This is a genomic window from Burkholderia sp. BCC1988, assembly GCF_905339895.1.
Classification (GTDB): Bacteria; Pseudomonadota; Gammaproteobacteria; order Burkholderiales; family Burkholderiaceae; genus Burkholderia.
The window spans coordinates 136,082-157,298 of the sequence record NZ_CAJPHA010000007.1; the positions used below are offsets into that span (position 1 = coordinate 136,082).

Sequence of the window (21,217 nt, forward strand, 5' to 3'; positions counted from 1 at the left end):
GGTTACTTACGTCGTGTTGACCACAGTCTGGCTGAGGCGCGCGCCTTCAAGGTCGGAGTCTGCCGGATCAAAACCTGTCAACGTCGATCACTGCCTGCGCAAACGCTCGCGGCGCCTCCTGCGAGTTGCTGTCCTAATGACCGAGTGTGGCCATCATTCCAGACGAATAGCGTTCGCCAGCTGCAGCGCCGAACGGAGCGGCCGCATCCAGGGCGTTCATCTCGTCCTGGGTCAGCGTGATATCGATGGCGGCGACGTTCTCTTCGAGATACCTGATGCGTCGCGTTCCCGGAATGGGCACCGTTCCGGTACTCGTCACCCATGCAAGGGCGAGCTGAGACGGCATGACGCCCTTTGCTTCAGCGATCTCGGTGATGCGGTCGACCAACAGTAGATTGGACTGGAGGTTCTCTCCCAGGAAGCGCGGATCGAACCGGCGGAAGTCGGTCGGATGCAGGTTATCCAGATGCTTCAGCGCACCGGTCAAGAAGCCCCGGCCGAGCGGCGAGTAGGAGACAAAACCGATTCCCAGCTCTCGGACGGTCGCCAGCACATCGTTGTGCTCGACGCCACGCTCGAACAGGGAATATTCCATTTGGACGGCCGTGAGCGGATGAACCGCGTGGGCTTTCCGGATCGTCTTTGCCGATGCCTCGGATAGGCCGAGGTAGCGGATCTTGCCTTCGTGCACGAGGTCGGCGAGCGCGCCGATCGTCACTTCGATCGGCGTTGCTGGATCGATGCGATGCAGGTAGACGAGGTCGATGACGTCGGTCCTCAAGCGTCGCAGCGATCCTTCGACCGACTTTCGGATATGCGACGGATCGCCCGTGACCAAGGGCTTCTCACCTTCCATGGCGAGCTTGCCGTGCTCGGTGTAGCGAAATCCTGCCTTGGTCGACAGGATGACCTTGTCGCGCTTGCCTATGAAGGCCTTGCCGAGAAGCTCCTCGTTCATGAATGGGCCGTAGACCTCCGCCGTATCAAAGAACGTCACACCGAGGTCGAGGGCGCGCATGAGGGTTGCAAGGCTTTCCTGCTCGTCGCTGGGCCCGTAGGTAGTGCTCATTCCCATGCACCCAAGGCCTTGCGCGCTGACCGCCATGCCTTGGCTACCGAGTGATACCGTTCGCATGTTTTTTCTCCTGGCTACGTTGCCATAGTGGTTGGTGATAAGGCGCGACTGGTTGTCCCGAGTCGCATCGAATTTGCTCAATCCAGCGTCACACCCGTCAGTTGTTCGCTGAGCTGCCACAAACGGCCGGCGGAGACGGGGTCGATGGCACGGGGCCTGACGCCGTGCATTTCAGGGCTCCCGTCGCTGGGAAGCGCGATGGCGATGTCGCAATCGGCGCAGTAGACGCCGCCCATGCCGGCTAGTTGAGGGCTCGTCGCGCACCACACGGAGGTGGCCGCCCCCTGTTCGGGCGTCTTCTTGTTGTTTTCCGGATCAATGACCGGCTTGCCCTCGGCATCGAAGATCCGGCTCGCTTCGATCTCGGAGGGCAGCATGTGGCGCGCTAGCGGGGTGGCAATGCCACCGGGATGGACGGCGAATGCGCGCACGTTCCAGTGCCGGCCGATTGAATCCAGCGCGACGGCGAACAAGGCGTTCGCGGTTTTGGCCTGGCCGTAGGCTATCCATCGGTCGTACTCACGACGCTCGAAATGAGGGTCGCGAAAATCGATGCCGGCGCGGCGATGTCCGTAGGAGCTGAGCGCTACGACGCGAGCCCCCTCCGCGCGCACGAGTGCGGGCCATAGCCGGCAGGTGAGTTGGAAATGGCCGAGGTGGTTGGCCGCGAACTGCATTTCGTAGCCGCGCGCATCGCGTGTCAGCGGTGCGGCCATGACTCCAGCGTTGTTGACAAGAATGTCCAGCTTGTCCGTCAGCGACAGTACGCGACTGGCGAATCGGTCTATCGCTGCAGGCTCCAGCAGGTCCATCGCTTCCACGATGACGTCAGGCATGGTCGCGAGGGCTGCTTTGGCCTGGGCTGTATCGCGGGCCGGCACGATGACCCTGGCGCCTGCGGAACGAAATGCACGGACGGTCTCGATTCCGATACCTGAAGCGCCGCCGGTTACCACGACGGTCTTGCCCGTAAGATTGATGCCACGGATCACCTCGTCGGCGGTCGAGGCGGGGCCGAAGCCTGAACCGATTGGTTTTTGAGGCGTGTGCGTCATACGGTTTCCTCGTTCAATTCTGCGTTTGGGACGCTCCATTGAATCGCAGCGACCGTTCGCGGCGGTAGCGCAATGCCGCCAATCTCTTGCACAATCCTGTCAATTGGTGTTTCCGGAGCGGGTGCAATGCCCTGAGGTGTTTGGAGGCAGGCTTGGACCACTTGTACGAACTTCGCGCGCTGGTCGAGCGCCATGGCGGGGAAGGCCCGACTGAAACCGCCGTTGGCGGGCTGACGCTTTATGTCGAGACGGATCTTTCGGTAGTCACCTACGTGGTCCACCGGCCGGTTTTGGCCCTAATCCTCGGTGGGGCAAAGCGGACGGTGCTCGGAGGCCGGCTATTCGACATCGTGCCGGGCGACTACGTAGCCGTGTCCGTGGACCTGCCAGCGACAGGGCAGGTCACCCTGGCGCCATACTCCGCCGTCACGCTGGACCTGGACTTGGGCATGCTCGCGAGCTTGATCGCCGAGCCAATGGCGCCACAGGGCGGCGCCGCCGGCGTGGAGGTGAACCAGGCTGGGCCCGATTTGCTTGATGCGATGTGGAGATTGGTCAGGTTGCTCGACCGGCCGGAGGACATTGCAGTCCTCGCGCCCATGATCCGGCGCGAGGTGTTCTGGCGGATTCTGCAAAGCCCGTGTGGCCCCATGGTCCGCCAGATTGCCATGGCGGACAGCCGCCTCTCGCAGGTGAGCCGTGCCATCACATGGCTGCGCACCAATTTTTCGGAGTCGGTGCGGGTCGAACGCCTGGCCGCGTTGGCAGGAATGAGCCCGGTATCTTTCCACCGCCATTTCAAGGCGGCAACCGCCATGAGCCCGCTTCAATATCAAAAGCAAATCCGCCTCCAGACCGCTCGCGCCCGGCTTTTAGCGCAACAAGGAGATGTCGCAGGCGTCGGCTTTAGCGTGGGCTACGAAAGCCCGAGTCAATTCAGCCGTGAATATGCACGCCAATTCGGAGTGTCTCCCGCGCGTGACATGGCCCGTTTCCACGGGGCAGGAGCGCGCGCCCATTGCGTTGCAGACTAGCGATGCCGTTTCTCTCGTTCGACTTTCCCCCACGGGGCGTGCGGCCCGCAACGGACACCCGTCAATAATCAAATTTGCAACGTATGGAATGCCAGAGCACGGAACGATCGCGCTCCCGCAGCCTGAATGCCCGACGATGGCGGACGCTTGTCCGGGAGGCGCCTTCAACGCATCGCCGGCGTGGCGCCTGCCCGATTTCCGTCATCCCGATCCCACGGCGGCACTCCACCGAACGCATCGACCAGGAAATCGATCATGACGCGCACTCTGGCGCTCAAGTGTCGGCGGCTCGGGTAGACAGCAAGTATGTCGATCTCGGGTAGACGATACTCAGGCAACACGTGAACGAGTTTGCCTGCACGCAGATCGTCGTTGATCAGGAACGTGGGTTGCCAGATCAGCCCTTGCCCGGCGAGCGCTGCCGAGCGCGCCGTATCGCCGTTATTGGTATGCATATGGCAGTCGACCCTCACAGGATGGGTCTTGCCGTTTCCATCGATCAGTTCCCATTCGTCGCCGGTGGCCGCATATGTGTACCCGATGCAGCGATGCTCGACCAGGTCCGTCAGCGCGGTCGGATGTCCGAAGCGGGCCAGATAGGCCGGCGACGCACACAGAATGTTTTGCGATGTCGCCAGCTTGCGTGCCGCGTGGCTAGTCGAGCCGGCGCGCGAGATGCGAATGGCGAGATCGTAGCCCTCGTCGACGATATCGACGACGCGGTCGATCAGCCCGATGTCGAGTTCGATTCGCGGATATTTCTGCATGAACCCGGGCCATAGCGGCGCCAGATACAGAATGCCGAAGCTCACCGGCGCATTGATGCGCAGTCGTCCACGGGGTTCGACCGACGCGGATGACACAAGCCCCTCCGTCTCCGCAACCTCGTCGAGGATGGACTTGCAGCGGGCGTAGAGGGTCTCGCCGCCCTCCGTCAGGGACAGCGTGCGTGACGTGCGATTCAGGAGGCGCGTGCCGAGGTGCGCTTCCAGTTCATGCACGTACCGCGTGACGTTGGCCGGCGACGTGCCGAGCGCTTCCGCCGCGCGCGCGAAGCCGCCACGGCTCACCACCGTCACGAAAACCTCGAAGGCGCGAAGGCGATCCATACCAATCCTCGATCATTCACAAAAACTTAATGATAGGACCATTTTTTATGCCTTTCTGCAATCAAGACTGAAGCCTATATTGCTCTCACGGGCCAACGCATCGGGCGCTGGCCGACGCAGCGGATCAGGAGATTGGAAATGCAACGTTTGACAGGAAAAGTCGCCATCGTGACGGGTGCCAGCGCAGGTATTGGCCGTGCCACTGCAAAGCTGTTCGCGAAGGAAGGCGCCAAGGTGGTCATTGCGGCGCGGCGCGCCGCGGAACTCGAGACGCTCGCGGCGGAGATCGCCAGCGAAGGCGGCGAAGCCGCGTATCTGGCCGGCGACGTACAGTCGGAGGACTTCGCGAAAGCGCTGGTCGCGCTTGCAGTGAGCCGCTTCGGCCGTCTGGACATCGCCTACAACAACGCAGGTACGCTCGGCGAGATGGGCCCGACCACCGGTATTTCCGAAGCAGGCTGGAACGCCGCGCTGGCGACCAATCTGACCAGTGCCTTCCTGGGCGCGAAGCACCAGATTCCCGAAATGCTGAAGCAAGGCGGCGGATCGATCATCTTCACGTCGACCTTCGTCGGTTACTCGTTCGCGTTTCCCGGCACGGCGGCCTACGCGGCGAGCAAGGCCGGGCTGATCGGCTTGACGCAGGCACTCGCCGCGGAGTACGGCGCGCAAGGCGTGCGGGTCAACGCGGTGTTGCCGGGTGCCGTGGACACGGAGATGTATCGCGGCATGAACGACACCCACGAATCGCAGGCGTTCGTGACCGGGCTGCATGCGCTCAAGCGCGTGGCAAAGCCGGAAGAACTGGCGCGTTCAGTGCTTTATCTCGCATCGGACGATTCGTCCTTTGTCACCGGCACTGCCTCGCTGGTCGATGGCGGCGCATCGATTACGCGTACGTAAACCCGTTGGCGACATCCGGTCGTTCGAGACTCGATGTCGTCACGTCTACTTTGTCCACGGAAAAAGGAATCACTCATGAACCTGAATCTGACAGGCAAACTCGCACTGGTGAGCGGCAGCACAGCCGGCATTGGCCTCGCTATCGCCAGCACGCTGGCCCAGGAAGGCGCTCGTGTGATCGTGAACGGACGCTCCCAGTCATCTGTCGATGACGTAGTCGCGCAACTGAAAGCGGATACCGGCGGCGATGTGGCTGGATTTGCGGGCGACCTGAGTACGGCCGAAGCGGCCGACGAACTGGCGCAACGCTATCCGGGTGTGGAAATCCTGATCAATAACCTCGGCATCTTCGAGCCGAAGCCATTCGAAGAGATTCCTGACGCGGACTGGAAGCGTTTCTTCGACGTCAACGTCCTGAGTGGCGTACGCCTCGCCCGGCTGTTCCTGCCGGCGATGAAGCAGGCCGACTGGGGGCGCATCATTTTCATTTCGAGCGAAAGCGGGGTGCAGATTCCGGCTGAAATGATCCACTACGGGGTGACGAAGACCGCGCAGATCGCGGTTGCGCGCGGGCTGGCCGAAGCCGTTGCCGGCACGGGTATCACGGTCAACAGCATCCTGCCGGGGCCGACGAAATCGCGCGGCGTGGGCGAATTCGTCGAGACGCTCGCGAAGGCCGACGGCAAATCGTTTGAAGCGTTCGAAAAGGAATTCTTCGAGAAGGTCCGTCCCACATCGCTCATCAAGCGATTCGGTTCGCCGCAGGAAGTGGCGTCCCTCGTGGCTTATATCGCCAGCCCGCTTTCGTCGGCGACGACCGGCGCTGCGTTGCGAGCCGACGGGGGCGTGATAAAGAGCGCCTTCTAGCTGCGTGGCCGGACTTGCGCCGGCCTGTCCGAATCTTGCTCGCTCGATGTTCCGATGCGATCGGTTGTCGCGCTCGATTCATGACGAGTGCGACGTCCGGTTTCGGGCGTTGCGAGCGTGTCCTCCGGGTCGATTGCTGCCCAAGAACGAATTCCCCATTCAACGTGCCGGTGCGTGCCGAATCGATCGTCACATTTCAAAGAATGCGTTGCGCGTGAATTCGGTGCGTCAAAAAATCGACCTTTCCGTATAAGTCGTCAACCACTCCAGCGCCAACGTCCCGGCCAGCGAGTTCCCGTTCGCATCGAGCCCCGGCGCCCACACGCACACGGCCATCTCCCCCGGCAGCACCGCGACGATCCCGCCGCCGACACCGCTCTTGGCAGGCAAGCCGACGCGATATACGAAGTCGCCCGCCGCGTCATAGGTGCCGCAGGTCAGCATCAGCGCCGACAGCCGCTTTGCCGAACTCGCGTCGACGACCCGCTCGCCGGTAACCGGCGCGACGCCCCCGTTCGCAAGAAACAGCGCGGCCTGCGCCAGCTCGACGCAGTTCATCGTGATCGCGCACTGGCGGCAATACGCGTCGATCACCGTATCGGGCGGCATCTGCATGTTGCCGAAGCTCGCCATGAAATGCGCCATCGCGCGGTTGCGTTCCGCGTGCTGCAGCTCCGACAGCGCGACACGCGAATCGTAGTCGAGGTCGGTCGCGCCGATCAGCCGCCGCACGAACTCGACGAGCGCCGTCTCGGCCCTGACGAAGCGGCGGCACAGCACGTCGGTGACGACCAGCGCGCCGGCGTTGATGAACGGGTTGCGCGGCTTGCCGCGCTCGCTCTCGAGCTGAACGAGCGAATTGAACGCGGTGCCGGACGGCTCGCGGCCGACCCGTTCCCACAGCGCGTCGCCCAGCAACTGGAACGCGAGCGTGCACGCGAACAGCTTCGAGATGCTCTGGATCGAGAAGCGCTCCCGCGCGTCGCCGACCGTGTAAACGTTTCCGTCGAGCGTCACGACGGCCATCCCGAACTTGTCGGCGGGCACTTTCGCGAGCTCGGGAATGTAGTCGGCGACGCGTCCCTGGCCGATCCAGGGGGCGAGTTCGGTATGGATGCGTTCGAGGATCGGCTGATAGTTCATCGCGTGCGAGGCAGGGCGGGCGGCCCGGTTTCCAAAGAGCCCGTATGGAACCGTTTCGGCGCCGGTTCGTCAAGCGCGGCAGCAATCGCGCCCTTATTTATCGGATCGGGCAAACAGGCGAGCGGTGGGCGCAGTATCATGCGGTACGTTTCGACCGATGGCCGGCAACCGGCGCAAGCCTGCCGCCGCCGCGGTCTCCCCGTACGATCCGACCGTTGCCCATGCCCTTTCGCATCCTGCTCGTCGAAGACGACACCCGCCTGTCCACGCTGATCGCCGGCTACCTGCGCAAGAACGACTATGAAGTCGACACTGTGCTGCATGGTGACGCCGCCGTGCCGGCGATCCTGTCCACGCGCCCGGATCTCGTCATTCTCGACGTGAACCTGCCGGGCAAGGACGGGTTCGAGATCTGCCGCGAGGCACGCAAGCAGTACGACGGCGTGATCATCATGGTGACGGCGCGCGACGAGCCGTTCGACGAACTGCTCGGCCTCGAATTCGGCGCCGACGACTACGTGCACAAGCCGGTCGAGCCGCGCATCCTGCTCGCGCGGATCAAGGCGCAGCTGCGCCGCGTCCCCGCGCGCGCGGCCGAGGGCGCCGCGCCGCAGCCGGAGCGCTACACGTTCGGCCAGTTCTCGATCGACCGCACCGACCGCTCGGTCGTGCTGCCCGGCGGCGGCTCGCCCGACCTCACGTCGGCCGAGTTCGACCTGCTGTGGGTGCTGGTGTGCCGTGCGGGGGAGGTCGTCAGCCGCGACGACCTGATGCTGCAGCTGCGCGGGGTCGAATTCGACGGCCTCGACCGCACGATCGACGGGCGCATCTCGAAGCTGCGCCGCAAGCTGCACGACGATGCAGGCAACCCGCAGCGGATCAAGACGATCCGCAGCAAGGGTTACCAGTTCAGCAAGCATGCGTGGGAATGACGCCAACCCGGCGCGAGCCCGTCGGCCGCTGCCTCCCCGCATCGCACGATAGCCGGAAGCCGCGATGATCCGACGCACCCGTTCGCACCCCGACGCAGCGCCGCTTTCCGCGCTGCGCTATGTCAAATGGCGCTGGCTGCATTTCCGCCGCGCGTGGACCGACACGCGCGCCGACCGCATTCCGAGCTGGTCGCGCCTGTACGTGCGCACCTACCTGCACCTACTCGGCCTCGTGCTGCTGACCGCGCTGGTGCCGGCGCTCGCGCTGTGCGTGGTGTTGTCGCCGGAAGTCGTGTGGCATGCGTTCGACGCGCTGCCGGGCGATATCTGGATCGTGCTCGCGTTCGTGTTCACCGCGCCCGCGCTCGCCGCGTATCGGTGGATGCGGCCGGTCTGGTCGGATCTCGTGATGGTGCGCGAGCGCGCGATCGATTTCACCGGCGGGCGCTTCAACACGCGCGCACGGGAGTCGCACAGCGTGATCATCGGCCCGCTCGCGCGCACGCTGAATGCGCTCGCGATGCGCATGGAGCGGCTGATCGCCGCGCAGCGCGACCTGACGAACGGGATCTCGCACGAGCTGCGCACGCCGCTCGCGCGCGTGCGCTTCGCGCTCGAGATGCTGCGCGAACCGGGCTCGGCCGCCGAATACCACGGTGCGCTGGAGAGCATCGCGCAGGACGTGACGGAACTCGAGGAACTGATCGACATGAGCCTCACGTACGCGCGGCTCGAATACAGCTCGCTGCAGTCGAGCCTCGAGCTGACCGCGCCGGTCGCGTGGTTCGAGCACCAGGTCAGCGACGCGCAGCTGCTGTATCCGGAGCGCGCGATCGAGTCGCGCATCGCGATCGCGTCGGACCTGCGCGTGAAGATGGACCGGCGGCTGATGTCGTACGCGATGCGCAACCTGCTGCGCAATGCGAGCAAATACGCGGCGTCGCGGATCGTCGTCGGGATCGCGATCGAACACGGCAACATCGCGATCTATGTCGAGGACGACGGGCCGGGCGTGCCGGAGAGCGAACGCGAGCGGATCTTCGACGCGTTCGTGCGGCTTGACCGCCGCACCGGCGGCTACGGGCTAGGCCTCGCGATCACGCGGCAGGTGCTCCACGCGCACAACGGCCGGATCGCGGTCGTCGATCCGGCCGAACTCGGCGGCGCGCGCTTCGAGATCAGCTGGCCGATCTAGCCGGCGTCCGGCCGCGCAAGGCGCGGGCGGTGACGCGGCGGATGCCCGCCGCCGCCATCCGCGCGCCCCCATCAGTATGTGCGGCCGAGCTGCAGGTAGATGTTGCGCCGGCCGCCCGGCGCGAGCGCGATACCCATGTACAGCGGACCGAATGAGGTCGACAGGCTCGTGAAGAACGTATAGCTCTGCTTGAGCGTGCCGCCGCCGACGTTCACGCCGCTCGACCACACGTTGCCGAGTTCCGCGCTGGCGCCGACCGACAGCGCCTTGATCGGGGACGCGTTGAACGTCATCAGCTGGTTCATGTAGGTCACGTTGCCGTACGCGAGTTCGTTGCCCGTCAGCTGGTCGGCCGCATACGCGGCCAGATGCTGGAACCCGCCGAGCGTGAAGTTGAACGCGTTGATCAGGTTGGTGCCGCCGATGCTCTTGCCGCCCTCGATCGTTGCACTGACACTGTGCCGGCCGAACTGCTGCGCGATCATCGCCTTGGCGTAGAGCTCGGTGTAAGGCGTGTTGGATGTATCGGCGAGGTCCTCCGCGGACTGGCTGTTGTGCGACCACAGCGACCGTTCGACACGGAATTCGCCGTAGTAGCCGCGGCGCGGGAACATCGGATCGTCGAGCTGATCGATGACGAGCCGCGCACGCGCGGTCAGCGCCTGCGACGTGAAGCTCGGCCAGATCAGCGTCGAGCTGCCGTCATCGAACGGGAACGGCAGGTTGTAGTTCGGCGAGCCGTGCCCGGTCGCATAGCCGATACCCATCCGGAAGTCGCCGAGCCGCGCGATCGGCAGGCCGAAGTCGAGCCCGGTGCGCGCCGTCTGCATCAAGTACTGGTTCAGCTTCACCTCGCCGCTGTTGTCGTACAGGTTCACGTAGCGACGCTGATATTCCGCATAGGGCGAAATGTACAAGCCGTATGCGGCCGGCAACGGCTGGCGCAGTTCGACGCGCGCCGACTGCAGGTCGCTGCCGATCGTCGTGTCCGCGCGGAACTCGAGGCCCGATTCGGTGAGCCACGGCCGCCGGTAGCCGACGTGCAGGCGGAAGCCGCCTTCGTCGGTCGAGCTGCTCGACATCCCGACGCCGAACAGCAGGAAATTCGGCCCCCAGTATTTCTCCCGCGCATCGATCTCGAGCACGTTCTCGTCGCCGTGGCTCACGATCTGCTGCGTCACGCTTTCGAAATTGCCGCCGGTCGTCAGCCCGAGCAGGTCCTGGCTGACGGTCGCCGGATCGTAGGTGTCGCCCGGTTTCACGTGCAGCGCGTCGGCGACGACACGCTTGGGCACGCCGCCGGTCGTCTTGATCTCGACCCGCGTGATGCGGATCGGCGGCGGCAGCGGCTGCGCATGCGCGGACCGGTACGCCGCGTACTGTTCCGGCGTGAGCGCGAGGTGCCTGAGCCGCGGCAGCGCCGCGGTCGCGGCGGCCGCGCCGGCGGCGATCGCCTGCTTCGCGTTCTGGAAATCGGTGAACGCGAGCGCGCCGAGGTCGGGCGTGAGCAGCACGTCCTGCGCGGCGAGCTGCTTGCGCTGCGACGTCACGTTCTGGCGGATCAGGATGCCGACCATCTGCTGCATCACGTCGGCCGGCGACGCGAGCGCGTCGAGCGGACGCAGCTGCGAGCCGATGTCGACGGCGATCACGACCTTCGCACCCATCTGCCGCGCGGTGTCGACCGGCAGGTTGCTGACGAGCCCGCCGTCGACGAGCGCGCGACCGTTGATCTCGGCCGGCGCGAACAGGCCGGGCATCGCCATGCTCGCGCGGATCGCGAGCGGCAGCGAGCCGCGGTCCAGCACGACCATCTGGCCCGTCTGCAGGTCGGTCGCGACCGCGCGATACGGGATCGGCAGCTGGTCGAACGGCTGGTTGGTCGGCACGGCGGCGGTCCAGTTCGCGAGCAGCGCCTGCAGCCGGTTGCCCTGCACGAGGCCGACCGGCGCCTTCACGCCTTTCTTGCCGAAGCCCAGCGTCAGGCTGTTGATGTACAGGCGCTCGTCCTCGCGGCTGGTTTGCGGCAGGTCGGCGCGGTCGGTCACGTCGAACGCGATGTCGGCCAGGTTCACCTCCGACAGCTGCTTCTGCATCTCGTCGGCGGCCATCCCGCTCGCATACAGCCCGCCGACCACGGCGCCCATGCTCGTGCCGGCAATGCAGTCGATCGGGATGCGGTTTTCCTCGAGCACCTTCAGCACGCCCAGGTGCGCGTAACCGCGCGCGCCGCCGCCGGACAGCACGAGGCCGACCGGCGGCCGGCCGGCCGGGCCGCCGTCGGCGTTGCAGGTCGAGGCGGGCGTGGCGGCGGGGGCGGCCGCCGTGGCAGGGGCGGCCGGTGCGGCGGCAGTGGCCGCCGTCGCGGTGCGCGCGGCGGTGTCGGCGGCCGGCAAGGGCTGCGCGGCAACGGTGCAGCACCACAGCGCAACGAGCGTGGCGCCGAGCCGGCGCACCCCGAGCCAGCGGAGAGAGGCGGTCGCTGTCATGGTGGAATACCTGGCGTGATCGGGCGTCGGGCGCCTGCCGGGAGCAGGCAAGACCGAGAGATTACCGTGTTTTACAAGCGCAACGCGAGCGGCCGATGCGTAGCCGCGGGCCTGCCGAAACGCGGTTTCGGCAATTTCGTCGCGAAATAATCATTGGAATTGCTTAAAGTATCGGCACGATTTGCCGCTAAGACTTCAATGGGGCGGCGAAGGTGCGCCGCGGGGATGCGGCCTGGCCGCTTCGGCCGTTTGTTCAAGAAAAGGGTAACCATGTCGACACCGCTGTTCGGAAAGTTGTTTGCGCAACCCGTTGCGATCGACCCTGGAACGGCGAGTACGCGGATTTATACGCACGAGCGCGGCGTGGTGCTGGACCAGCCGTCGGTCGTCTGCTTTCGCAAGGGCGGCGCGTCCGATGCGCGACCGACGCTCGAGGCGGTCGGCGAACTCGCGAAGGCGCTGCTCGGCCGCGAGCCGGGGCATCTCGAGGCCGTGCGGCCCATGCGGCACGGCGTGATCGCCGATGCGCACGCCGCCGAACAGATGTTTCGCCGCTTCATCGACATGTCGCGCACGCGCTCGCGCTTCAGCCGCCGCGTCGAGGTCACGCTGTGCGTGCCGTCGGATGCGACGGCGGTCGAGCGCCGCGCGATGCGCGAGGCGGCGTTCGCGGCCGGTGTATCGGACGTCGAACTGATCGAGGAAGCGCTCGCCGCCGCGCTCGGCGCGGGCCTGCCGGTGACCGAGCCGGTCGGCTCGATGGTCGTCGACATCGGCGCCGGGACGACCGAAGTCGCGGTGATCGCGCTCGGCGGCGTCGTCTATCGCGAGGCGATCCGGGTCGGCGGCAACCAGTTCGACGCGGCGATCGTCAATCACGTGCGCAACCTGTACGGCGTGCTGCTCGGCGAGCAGACTGCCGAGCGCGTGAAGGAGACGATCGGCTCGGCCACCAGCGCCGTGCCGCGCGCGTCGACGCGCGCGATCGGGCGCAGCGTCAAGGACGGCCTGCCGCGTTCGATCGAGCTGTCCAACCACGATGTGGCGGACGCGCTGGCCGCGCCGCTCAAGCAGGTGATCGGCGCGGTGAAGTCGGTGCTGGAAAACGCGCCGGCCGAACTCGTGACCGACATCGCGCATCGCGGCGTGGTGCTGACGGGCGGCGGCGCGCTGCTCGCGGATCTCGAACGCCTGCTGCGCGACGAGACCGGGCTGAGCGCGCGGATTGCCGACGAGCCGGCCACCTGCGCGGTGCGCGGCGCCGGGGAGGCGATGGGGCGGCTCGCGATGTGTCCGGTGGATTGACGCGGGCCGGGCAGGCCCGTCGACGTTCGTTGAACATCCTTCGAACCCCGAAGCTCCGGCATGCCGAACATCGTCCGGCTGCTCCGGACACGCTCGACACGCCGTGTCGACCGCAGTGCCTGGCCATGCGCGAGCCGGCCGTGGCAGCATGCCGGGCCGCGTGCCGTGCAAGCCGGCGGCACGCTTCTCCTGAAGTCCGACACCTTTGAATCCGCGTTTCAAGTGGGGCCGCGTGGCCGGGGGGCGATTGACCTTGCGGCTTTCATTTTTCATTTCAAGGCGGCGGGATCATGTGCGCCGAATTCGAAGGCACTCTGCAAGTGTGTTGAGAATCCATGCTTTCAATTCTTTAAATAAAATGGGTTCGGATTATTTGCGCCGACTGCCGCCGTCATCATTTAAATTGAGTCGCGAAAATCCGGCCGGCGATTAGTATGAATTATCAGTGTTTTTACTGATCTCGTGGTACAGGTAACTTTTCCTGGCATGACGGAATGACCGAAAGACCCTTTTAATCCGGTCGTTTCACGCAATCTAACGAGTAAAAAATACGTATTCCATCGACCTCGGTCCGATAACCAAACATCGACTGGAAAACCCTGTTTATTTGATATAGCCTTGTCTGACAAAAAGCAGGGCGGTAATCAAATCAACCAGAAAGTCGCTGCATAAGAACAAGGGGCCACGATCATGTCGTCCGGTTGAGTTTGCACTCGCAAACGAGAATCGATTAACCCGCAGTTCATCCACGAATAGACCGACGTCGTTCCGCGACCGCCGGAGGGCACGCTTGCGTCCCGGATTTTCCGCCGCCGCCGGATCGATTCACCGGCCATGCCGAGCACGAGGGGAAGCATGAACATTGCGCATTCGAAGAAGAGCGGAGAGCCGTTTCCGAAATTCCTGTTGCCGACGGGCGTCTTCCTGGCCTTGTCCGGCGCGGGCATCGTCCCCGCGTACGCGACCTGCAGCACGGCAGGCACCACGGTGACCTGCACGGGCGTCGCGAATCCGCTGGCGCCGAGCTATGCAAACAGCGCCAACAACCTGAACGTCACTGTCAACCCGGGCGCGAGCGTCGGCGTGCTGCTGGGCGTCGGCGGCACCGCGATGTCGCTGACCGGCAACAACAACACGCTGACCAACAACGGCACGATCGACCCGTCCGCGCTCGGCTCGGGGCTCGGCGTGCTGTCGAGCGGCGCGGTGCTCGGCAATGCGTCGGCGAGCAATACCACCGTCACCAACAACGGCACGATGCTCGGCTCGACCGGGGTCGCGATCAGCGGCGTGACCGGCATGGCGCTGTCGGTCCAGAACGGCACCGGCGGCACGTCGACCATCAACAACACGGGCACGATCGGTTCGAACCCGCTGGTCGGCGCGACGCTGTCCGGCGCGGATGCGCCGGTGGTCGCCGCATACGGCGGCGGCACGGTCAACATGACGAACAGCGGCACGATCAACGGCCGCGTGTCGCTCGCCACGAACGGCACGCCCGGGGGCGGCAACACGTTCACCAACTCGGGCACAATCAACGGCAGCGTGTCGATGGGCGCGAACAGCACCAACACGTTCAACGCGGTGACGGGCTCGTCGGTCAACGCGGCGGGCGGCACCGGCGGCGCGTTCAACATCACGGTCGGCCCGAACACGCTCAACGTGGCGGCGACGGGGATCGTCGACGGCGGCGCGGGCGGCAACAACACGCTGAACCTCCAGCAGGGCACCTCCGCGAACGGCACGATCGCGATCAACAACTACGTCAACTTCAATCACCTCGACGTCGCGAGCGGCAACTGGACGATCAACGGCGCGTCGACCGTGCAGGACGCGACGCTGTCGAGCGGCGGCGTCGCGATCATCAACGACAACGCGTCGCTCGGCACCGGCACGATCACGGCCAACGGCGGCGCGCTGCAGGCGGGCACGGCCGGGCTCAACGTGTCGAACAACGTGACGCTCGGCACCGGCCTGACGGTGCAGGGCGCGACCGGGCTCACGCTGTCGGGCACGGTGTCGGGCAGCGGCGCGCTGACGAAGAACGACGGCGGCACGCTGGCGCTGTCGGGTGCCAATACCTATACGGGCGGCACGAACCTGAACGGCGGCAACCTCTTGGTCGGCAACAACGGGGCGCTCGGCACCGGCGCGGTGAACGTCAACGCGTCGGCGTTGCTCGACACGAGCGCGAACGTCACGCTCGACAATGCGATCAATCTCAACAACAGCGCGACGCTGACGCTCGGTGGCAGCAACAGCCTCGGGCTGTCCGGCACGATCAGCGGAAACGGCGGCCTCGTGAAGAACGGCGCCGCGACGGCCACGCTGACGGCCGCGAACACCTACACGGGCGACACGACGATCAACAGCGGCACGCTCGCACTGAGCGGCGCCGGCAGCCTTGCGGCGACCGGCACGGTGAACCTGACCGGCGCGGGCGCGACGTTCGACCTGAGCGGCGCGTCGGGCGCGCAGACGATCGGTGCGCTGGCGGGAGCGGCCGGCACGAACGTGGACCTCGGCAGCAATTCGCTGACGCTCAACGGCACCATCAACGCGACCTACGCGGGCACGATCGGCGGCTCGGGCAGCGTGACGCTGTCCGGCCCCGGGACGCAATCGCTGACCGGCACGAACGTCTACTCCGGCGGCACGAACCTGAACGGCGGCAACCTCGTCGTCGGCAGCAACACGGCGCTGGGCTCCGGCGCGGTGAACGTCAACGGCTCGTCGACGCTCGATGCGACCACCAACGTGTCGCTCGCGAACGGCATCAACGTCGCCACCGGCACGACGCTGACGGTGGGCGGCAGCACCGATCTCGGGCTCGGCGGCACGATCGCCGGCGGCGGCGGGCTCGTGAAGAACGGCGCGGCGGCGCTGACGCTGAGCGGCGCGAACAATTACACGGGCGGCACGACGCTGAACGCCGGCACCCTCGTGCTCGGCAACGCCGCGGCGCTCGGCACCGGCACGCTGACCGTCGGCGGTGCCGCGACGCTCGATGCGAATACGAGCCTGTCGGTCGCCAATGCGATCGATCTCGGCACGAGTGCGGCGCTCACGCTTGGCGGCAGCAACGCGCTCGGGCTGGGCGGCGTGATTTCCGGCGCCGGCGCGCTCGTGAAGAACGGCGCGGAGACGGTGACGCTGACGGGCGCGAACACCTATACGGGCGGCACGACGATCAATGCCGGCACGCTGGCGATCGGCGCGGGCGGCAGCCTGGCGGCGACCGGCACGATGAATCTCGCGAACGCGGGCGCGGCGCTCGACCTGAGCAATGCGTCGGGTGCGCAAACGCTCGGCGCGCTGTCGGGCGTCGCGGGCACGAACGTGAATCTCGGCGCGAACGCGCTGACGCTGGGCGGAACCGCGAGCGGCACGTTCAGCGGCGTAATCGGCGGCACCGGCAGCCTGACGCTGGATGGCACCGGCACGCAGACGCTGAACGGCGCGAGCACCTATTCGGGCGGCACGAATCTCAACAGTGGCGGACTGGTGCTCGGCAATGCCGCGGCGCTGGGTACCGGCACGCTGACCGTCGGCGGTGCGGCGACGCTCGATACGAATACGAGCCTGTCGATCGCCAACGCTATCGATCTCGGCACGGGTGCGGCGCTCACGCTCGGCGGCAGTAACGCGCTCGGATTGGGCGGCGCGATTACCGGTACGGGCGCGCTCGTGAAGAACGGCGCGGCGACGACCACGCTGACGGGCGCGAACACCTACACCGGCGGCACGACGATCAACGCGGGCACGCTCGCGATCGGCGCGGGCGGCAGCCTGGCGGCGACCGGCGCGATGAATCTCGCGAACGCGGGCGCGACGCTCGACCTGAGCAATGCGTCGGGTGCGCAAACGCTCGGCGCGCTGTCGGGCGTGGCCGGCACGAACGTGAATCTCGGCGCGAACGCGCTGACGCTCGGCGGAACCGCCAGCGGCACGTACAGCGGCGCGATCGGCGGCACCGGCAGCCTGACGCTGGCCGGCACCGGTACGCAGACGCTGAACGGCGCGAGCACTTATTCGGGCGGCACGAACCTCAATAGTGGCGGACTGGTGCTCGGCAACGCCGCGGCACTCGGCACCGGCGCGCTGAATGTCGGCGGTTCGGCGACACTCGATACGAACACGAACCTGACGGTGGCGAATGCAATCGGTCTCGGCGCGGGCTCGACGCTCACGCTCGGCGGCAGCAACGCGCTCGGATTGGGCGGCGCGATTACCGGTACGGGCGCGCTCGTGAAGAACGGTGCGGCGACGACCACGCTGACGGGCGCGAACACCTACACCGGCGGCACGACGATCAACGCGGGCACGCTCGCGATCGGCGCAGGCGGCAGCCTCGCATCGACCGGCACGATGAATCTCGCGAACGCGGGCGCGACGCTCGACCTGAGCGGCGCGTCGGGTGCGCAGACGCTCGGTGCGCTGTCGGGCGTGGCCGGCACGAACGTGAGCCTCGGCGGCAACGCGCTGACGCTGGGCGGAACCGCCAGCGGCACGTTCAGCGGCGTGATCGGCGGCACCGGCGGGCTGACGCTCGCGGGTACCGGCACGCAGACGCTGTCCGGCGCGAACACGTATACGGGCGGCACGACGATCAACGGCGGCAGCACGCTGGCGCTGGGCGCAGGCGGCAGCCTCGCGGCGAGCGGCACGGTGAATCTCGCCGGCGCGGGCGCGACATTCGACCTGGGCGGCGCGTCCGGTGCGCAGACGATCGGCGCGCTGACCGGCGCGGCCGGCACGAACGTGAATCTCGGCGCGACTGCGCTGACGCTGAGCGGCAACGGCAGCAATACCTTCGGCGGCGCGATCGGCGGCACCGGCAGCCTGACGCTGGCCGGCACCAGTACGCAGACGCTGACGGGCGCGAACACGTACACCGGCGGCACGACGATCAACGCCGGCAGCACGCTCGCGCTCGGTTCGGGCGGCAGCCTTGCGTCGAGCGGCGCGGTGAACCTGGCCGGCACGGGCGCGACGTTCGACCTGAGCGGCGCAACGGGTGCGCAGACGATCGGCACGCTGACCGGCGCGGCGGGTACGAGCGTGAACCTCGGCGGCAACGCGCTGACACTGAACGGCAGCACCGCCGGCACATTCGGCGGGACGATCGGCGGCAGCGGCGGCGTGACGGTCGCGGGCGTCGGCACGCAGACGCTGACGGGGGCGAACACATACACCGGCGGCACGACGATCAACGGGGGCAGCACGCTCGCGCTCGGCGCGGGCGGCAGCCTCGCCGCGGGCAGCACGGTGAACCTGGCCGGCACGGGCGCGACGTTCGACCTGAGCGGCGCAACGGGCGCGCAGACGCTCGGCACGCTGACCGGCACGGCCGGCACGAACGTGAACCTCGGCGCGAATGCGCTGATGCTGAACGGCAGCGGCAACGGCACGTTCGGCGGCGCGATTGGCGGCAGCGGCGGCGTGACGCTCGCGGGCACCGGCACGCAGACGCTGACGGGCGCGAATACGTACACCGGCGGCACGACGATCAACGCCGGCAGCACGCTCGCGCTCGGTTCGGGCGGCAGCCTTGCGTCGAGCGGCGCGGTGAACCTGGCTGGCACGGGCGCGACGTTCGACCTGAGCGGCGCAACGGGCGCGCAGACGATCGGCGCGCTGTCGGGCGCGGCGGGCAGCACCGTAAACCTCGGCGCGAACGCCCTCGCGCTGAGCGGCAGCGGCGCCAGCACGTTCGGCGGGACGATCGGCGGCAGCGGCGGCGTGACGCTCGCGGGCACCGGCACGCAGACGCTGACGGGCGCGAACACCTATACCGGCGGCACGACGATCAACGGCGGCAGCACGCTCGCGCTCGGCGCGGGCGGCAGCCTCGCGTCGACGGGCGCGGTGAACCTCGCCGGCGCGGGTGCGACGTTCGACGTGAGCGGCGCAGCGGGTGCGCAGACGATCGGCGCGCTGTCGGGCGCGGCCGGCAGCACCGTGAACCTCGGCGCGAATGCGCTGGCGCTGAGCGGCAGCGGCGCCAGCACGTTCGGCGGGACGATCGGCGGCACCGGCGGCCTGACGGTCGCGGGCACCGGCATTCAGACGCTGACCGGCAGCAACACCTATACGGGCGGCACGACGATCGCATCGGGCGGCACGCTGCAGCTCGGCAACGGCGGCACGTCGGGCAGCGTGGTCGGCAATGTCGTCGACAACGGCGCGCTGATCTTCAATCAGTCCGCGAACGTGACGCTCGCGAGCGTGCTGTCCGGCACCGGTTCGCTGACCCAGGCCGGCAGCGGGCAACTGACGCTGACCGGTACCAGTACGCTGAGCGGCCCGACCACCGTCGCGGCGGGTACGCTCGCGGTCGACGGTTCGCTCGGCCAGTCGACCGTGACCGTGCAGAACGGCGCGACGCTGACGGGCACCGGCACGGTTGGCGGCCTCGTCGTGCAGGGCGGCGCGTTCGCGGCCGCGTCGCAGCCGGGCGCGGCGCTGAACGTGGCCGGCAACGTCGCGTTCCAGCCGGGCTCGACGCTGCAGGTCGCGGTGACGCCGCAGCAGGCCGGCAGCATCGCGGCGGGCGGCACGGCCACGCTGAACGGCGGCACCGTGCAGGTGCTCGCGAACCAGGCCAGCTACCAGCCGACCACGAAGTACACGATCCTCAGCGCATCGTCGGGCGTGCAGGGCACGTTCAGCCAGGTGAATTCGAACTACGCGTTCCTGACGCCGACGCTCAGCTACGATCCGGACCACGTGTACCTGCAGCTCGTCGCGAACGGCACGGCGCTGCCCGATGTCGCGGCGACGCCGAACCAGCGCGCGGTCGCGACCGCGATCGGTGGGCTCGGCGCGGGCAACCCGCTGTACGACACGGTGCTGACGACCGATGCGGCCACCGCGCGGCGAGCCTACGGGATGCTCGACGGGGAACTGCAGGCGAGCCTGAAGAGCATGCTGCTGCTCGACAGCCGCTACGTGCGCGAAGCCGTGACCGATCGCGTGCGCCAGGGCCTCGCGCCCGGAGCGGGGCCGCTCGCCGCGCTGTCGTCGGGCGGTGCCGCGCTGTGCGGCGACAACACGGCCGGCGCGACCGATCCGACGCTGCCGCCGGAACGCCGGATCGGTTCGCGCGCAGGTTGCTACGGCGGCACGCCGTATCAGCCGGTGGTCTGGGGGCAGGCGTTCGGCGGCCGCAGCCGGCTCGCGGGCGACGGCAACGCGTCGACGATCAACCGCAGCATGACGGGCTTCATCGCCGGTGCCGACATGGCGCTCAACGACCAGTGGCGTGCCGGTCTCGCCGCGGGCGTCACGCACAGCTCGCTCGACAACGACCAGAGCGCGTCGGCGTCGGTCAACAGCTACTACGTGTCGCTGTACGGCGGCGCGCAGTACGGTGCGCTCGGCGTGCGCGGCGGCGCGTCGTACACGTGGTACCGCATCAACAGCGACCGTTATCCGGGCTTCGCGGGCTTCTCCGATCACGATTCGGCCGGCTACAACGCGCATTCCGAGCAGGTGTTCGGCGAAGTCGGCTATGCGCTGCCGGTCGGGCCGGTCGCGCTCGAACCGTTCGCGGGTCTTGCCTACGTGAACCTGCATACCGACGGCTATACGGAAACCGGCGGCGCGGCCGCGCTGCAGGCCGGCGGCCAGACGACCCACGTCGGTTTCTCGACGCTCGGCGTGCGCGCGGCCTCTCAACTCGGCATGCTCGCGAGCGGCACGTTCACCGCGCGCGGGACGGTCGGCTGGCGGCATGCGTTCGGCAACGTGCGGCCGTCGTCGGCGTTCACGTTCGCGAACGGCGGCACGTCGTTCCAGGTGTCGGGCGTGCCGATCGCGCGCGACAGCGCGGTGCTCGAAGCGGGCATCGACGCGACCATCACGAAGCGCCTGACGCTCGGTCTCACGTTCAGCGGCCAGTACGGCAGCGGCGTGCGCGACAACGCGGTGCTCGGCAACATCCTGTGGAAGTTCTGACCGGCGCCTGAGGTGCCTGTGCGCGATCCCGATGCGACGGCAATGCCCGCATCGGGGTCGCGTCTTTTTCGGCGCTGCGCGCGTCCCCCGT

General features: G+C 67.2%; 13 protein-coding genes. 7 read left to right on the forward strand and 6 right to left on the reverse strand.

Annotated features, from left to right (window positions below; genetic code table 11):
• Positions 1-133: 133 nt before the first annotated feature.
• Together U4012_RS12150 and U4012_RS12155 are read right to left on the reverse strand one after the other, a co-directional pair.
• Positions 134-1,135, reverse strand: a complete 1,002-nt coding sequence (locus tag U4012_RS12150) for an aldo/keto reductase (protein WP_321798749.1) — start codon at positions 1,133-1,135, stop codon at positions 134-136.
• A gap of 77 nt (positions 1,136-1,212) precedes the next feature.
• Positions 1,213-2,190, reverse strand: coding sequence for an oxidoreductase (locus U4012_RS12155; protein ID WP_321798751.1), 978 nt, complete (start codon positions 2,188-2,190; stop codon positions 1,213-1,215).
• A 152-nt stretch (positions 2,191-2,342) separates the two neighbouring features.
• Here U4012_RS12155 and U4012_RS12160 point away from each other — a divergent pair, with 152 nt between their 5' ends.
• Positions 2,343-3,224: an AraC family transcriptional regulator gene (locus U4012_RS12160; RefSeq protein WP_321798753.1), complete on the forward strand. Its 882-nt coding sequence runs from the start codon at positions 2,343-2,345 to the stop codon at positions 3,222-3,224.
• 164 nt (positions 3,225-3,388) lie between these two features.
• Here the strand turns inward: U4012_RS12160 and U4012_RS12165 are convergent, their stop codons facing one another.
• Complete coding sequence (locus tag U4012_RS12165) at positions 3,389-4,333, reverse strand: LysR family transcriptional regulator (RefSeq protein WP_321798756.1); 945 nt, start codon at positions 4,331-4,333, stop codon at positions 3,389-3,391.
• 138 nt (positions 4,334-4,471) lie between these two features.
• On the opposite strand from U4012_RS12165, the gene U4012_RS12170 reads away from it, so the two are divergent.
• A complete protein-coding gene (locus U4012_RS12170; RefSeq protein ID WP_321799040.1) occupies positions 4,472-5,236 on the forward strand; it encodes an SDR family oxidoreductase in 765 nt (254 codons plus the stop codon).
• 75 nt (positions 5,237-5,311) lie between these two features.
• Entirely contained in the window at positions 5,312-6,103 is a 792-nt protein-coding gene (locus tag U4012_RS12175) for an SDR family oxidoreductase (RefSeq protein ID WP_321798758.1), read from the forward strand.
• A 228-nt stretch (positions 6,104-6,331) separates the two neighbouring features.
• On the opposite strand, the gene U4012_RS12180 is transcribed toward U4012_RS12175, so the two are convergent.
• The gene (locus U4012_RS12180) at positions 6,332-7,246 is read right to left on the reverse strand and encodes a glutaminase (RefSeq protein WP_321798760.1); all 915 of its coding nucleotides are present in this window, start codon (positions 7,244-7,246) and stop codon (positions 6,332-6,334) included.
• Between the two features lie 221 nt (positions 7,247-7,467).
• Here U4012_RS12180 and U4012_RS12185 point away from each other — a divergent pair, with 221 nt between their 5' ends.
• On the forward strand, positions 7,468-8,178 hold the full coding sequence (locus U4012_RS12185; RefSeq protein WP_044846903.1) for a response regulator: 711 nt from the start codon (positions 7,468-7,470) through the stop codon (positions 8,176-8,178).
• Between the two features lie 64 nt (positions 8,179-8,242).
• A complete protein-coding gene (locus U4012_RS12190) occupies positions 8,243-9,373 on the forward strand; it encodes an ATP-binding protein (protein ID WP_321798764.1) in 1,131 nt (376 codons plus the stop codon).
• A 71-nt stretch (positions 9,374-9,444) separates the two neighbouring features.
• On the opposite strand, the gene U4012_RS12195 is transcribed toward U4012_RS12190, so the two are convergent.
• On the reverse strand, positions 9,445-11,862 hold the full coding sequence (locus U4012_RS12195; protein ID WP_321798766.1) for a patatin-like phospholipase family protein: 2,418 nt from the start codon (positions 11,860-11,862) through the stop codon (positions 9,445-9,447).
• Between the two features lie 270 nt (positions 11,863-12,132).
• Here U4012_RS12195 and U4012_RS12200 point away from each other — a divergent pair, with 270 nt between their 5' ends.
• Positions 12,133-13,167: a rod shape-determining protein gene (locus U4012_RS12200; RefSeq protein ID WP_044847899.1), complete on the forward strand. Its 1,035-nt coding sequence runs from the start codon at positions 12,133-12,135 to the stop codon at positions 13,165-13,167.
• 644 nt (positions 13,168-13,811) lie between these two features.
• Here U4012_RS12200 and U4012_RS12205 read toward each other — a convergent pair.
• Positions 13,812-14,030, reverse strand: a complete 219-nt coding sequence (locus tag U4012_RS12205; RefSeq protein WP_135801009.1) for a hypothetical protein — start codon at positions 14,028-14,030, stop codon at positions 13,812-13,814.
• Between U4012_RS12205 and U4012_RS12210 the strand changes: the two genes are divergently transcribed.
• The gene (locus U4012_RS12210; RefSeq protein WP_321798771.1) at positions 14,023-21,126 is read left to right on the forward strand and encodes an autotransporter-associated beta strand repeat-containing protein; all 7,104 of its coding nucleotides are present in this window, start codon (positions 14,023-14,025) and stop codon (positions 21,124-21,126) included. The genes U4012_RS12205 and U4012_RS12210 overlap by 8 nt on opposite strands.
• Positions 21,127-21,217 lie beyond the last annotated feature (91 nt).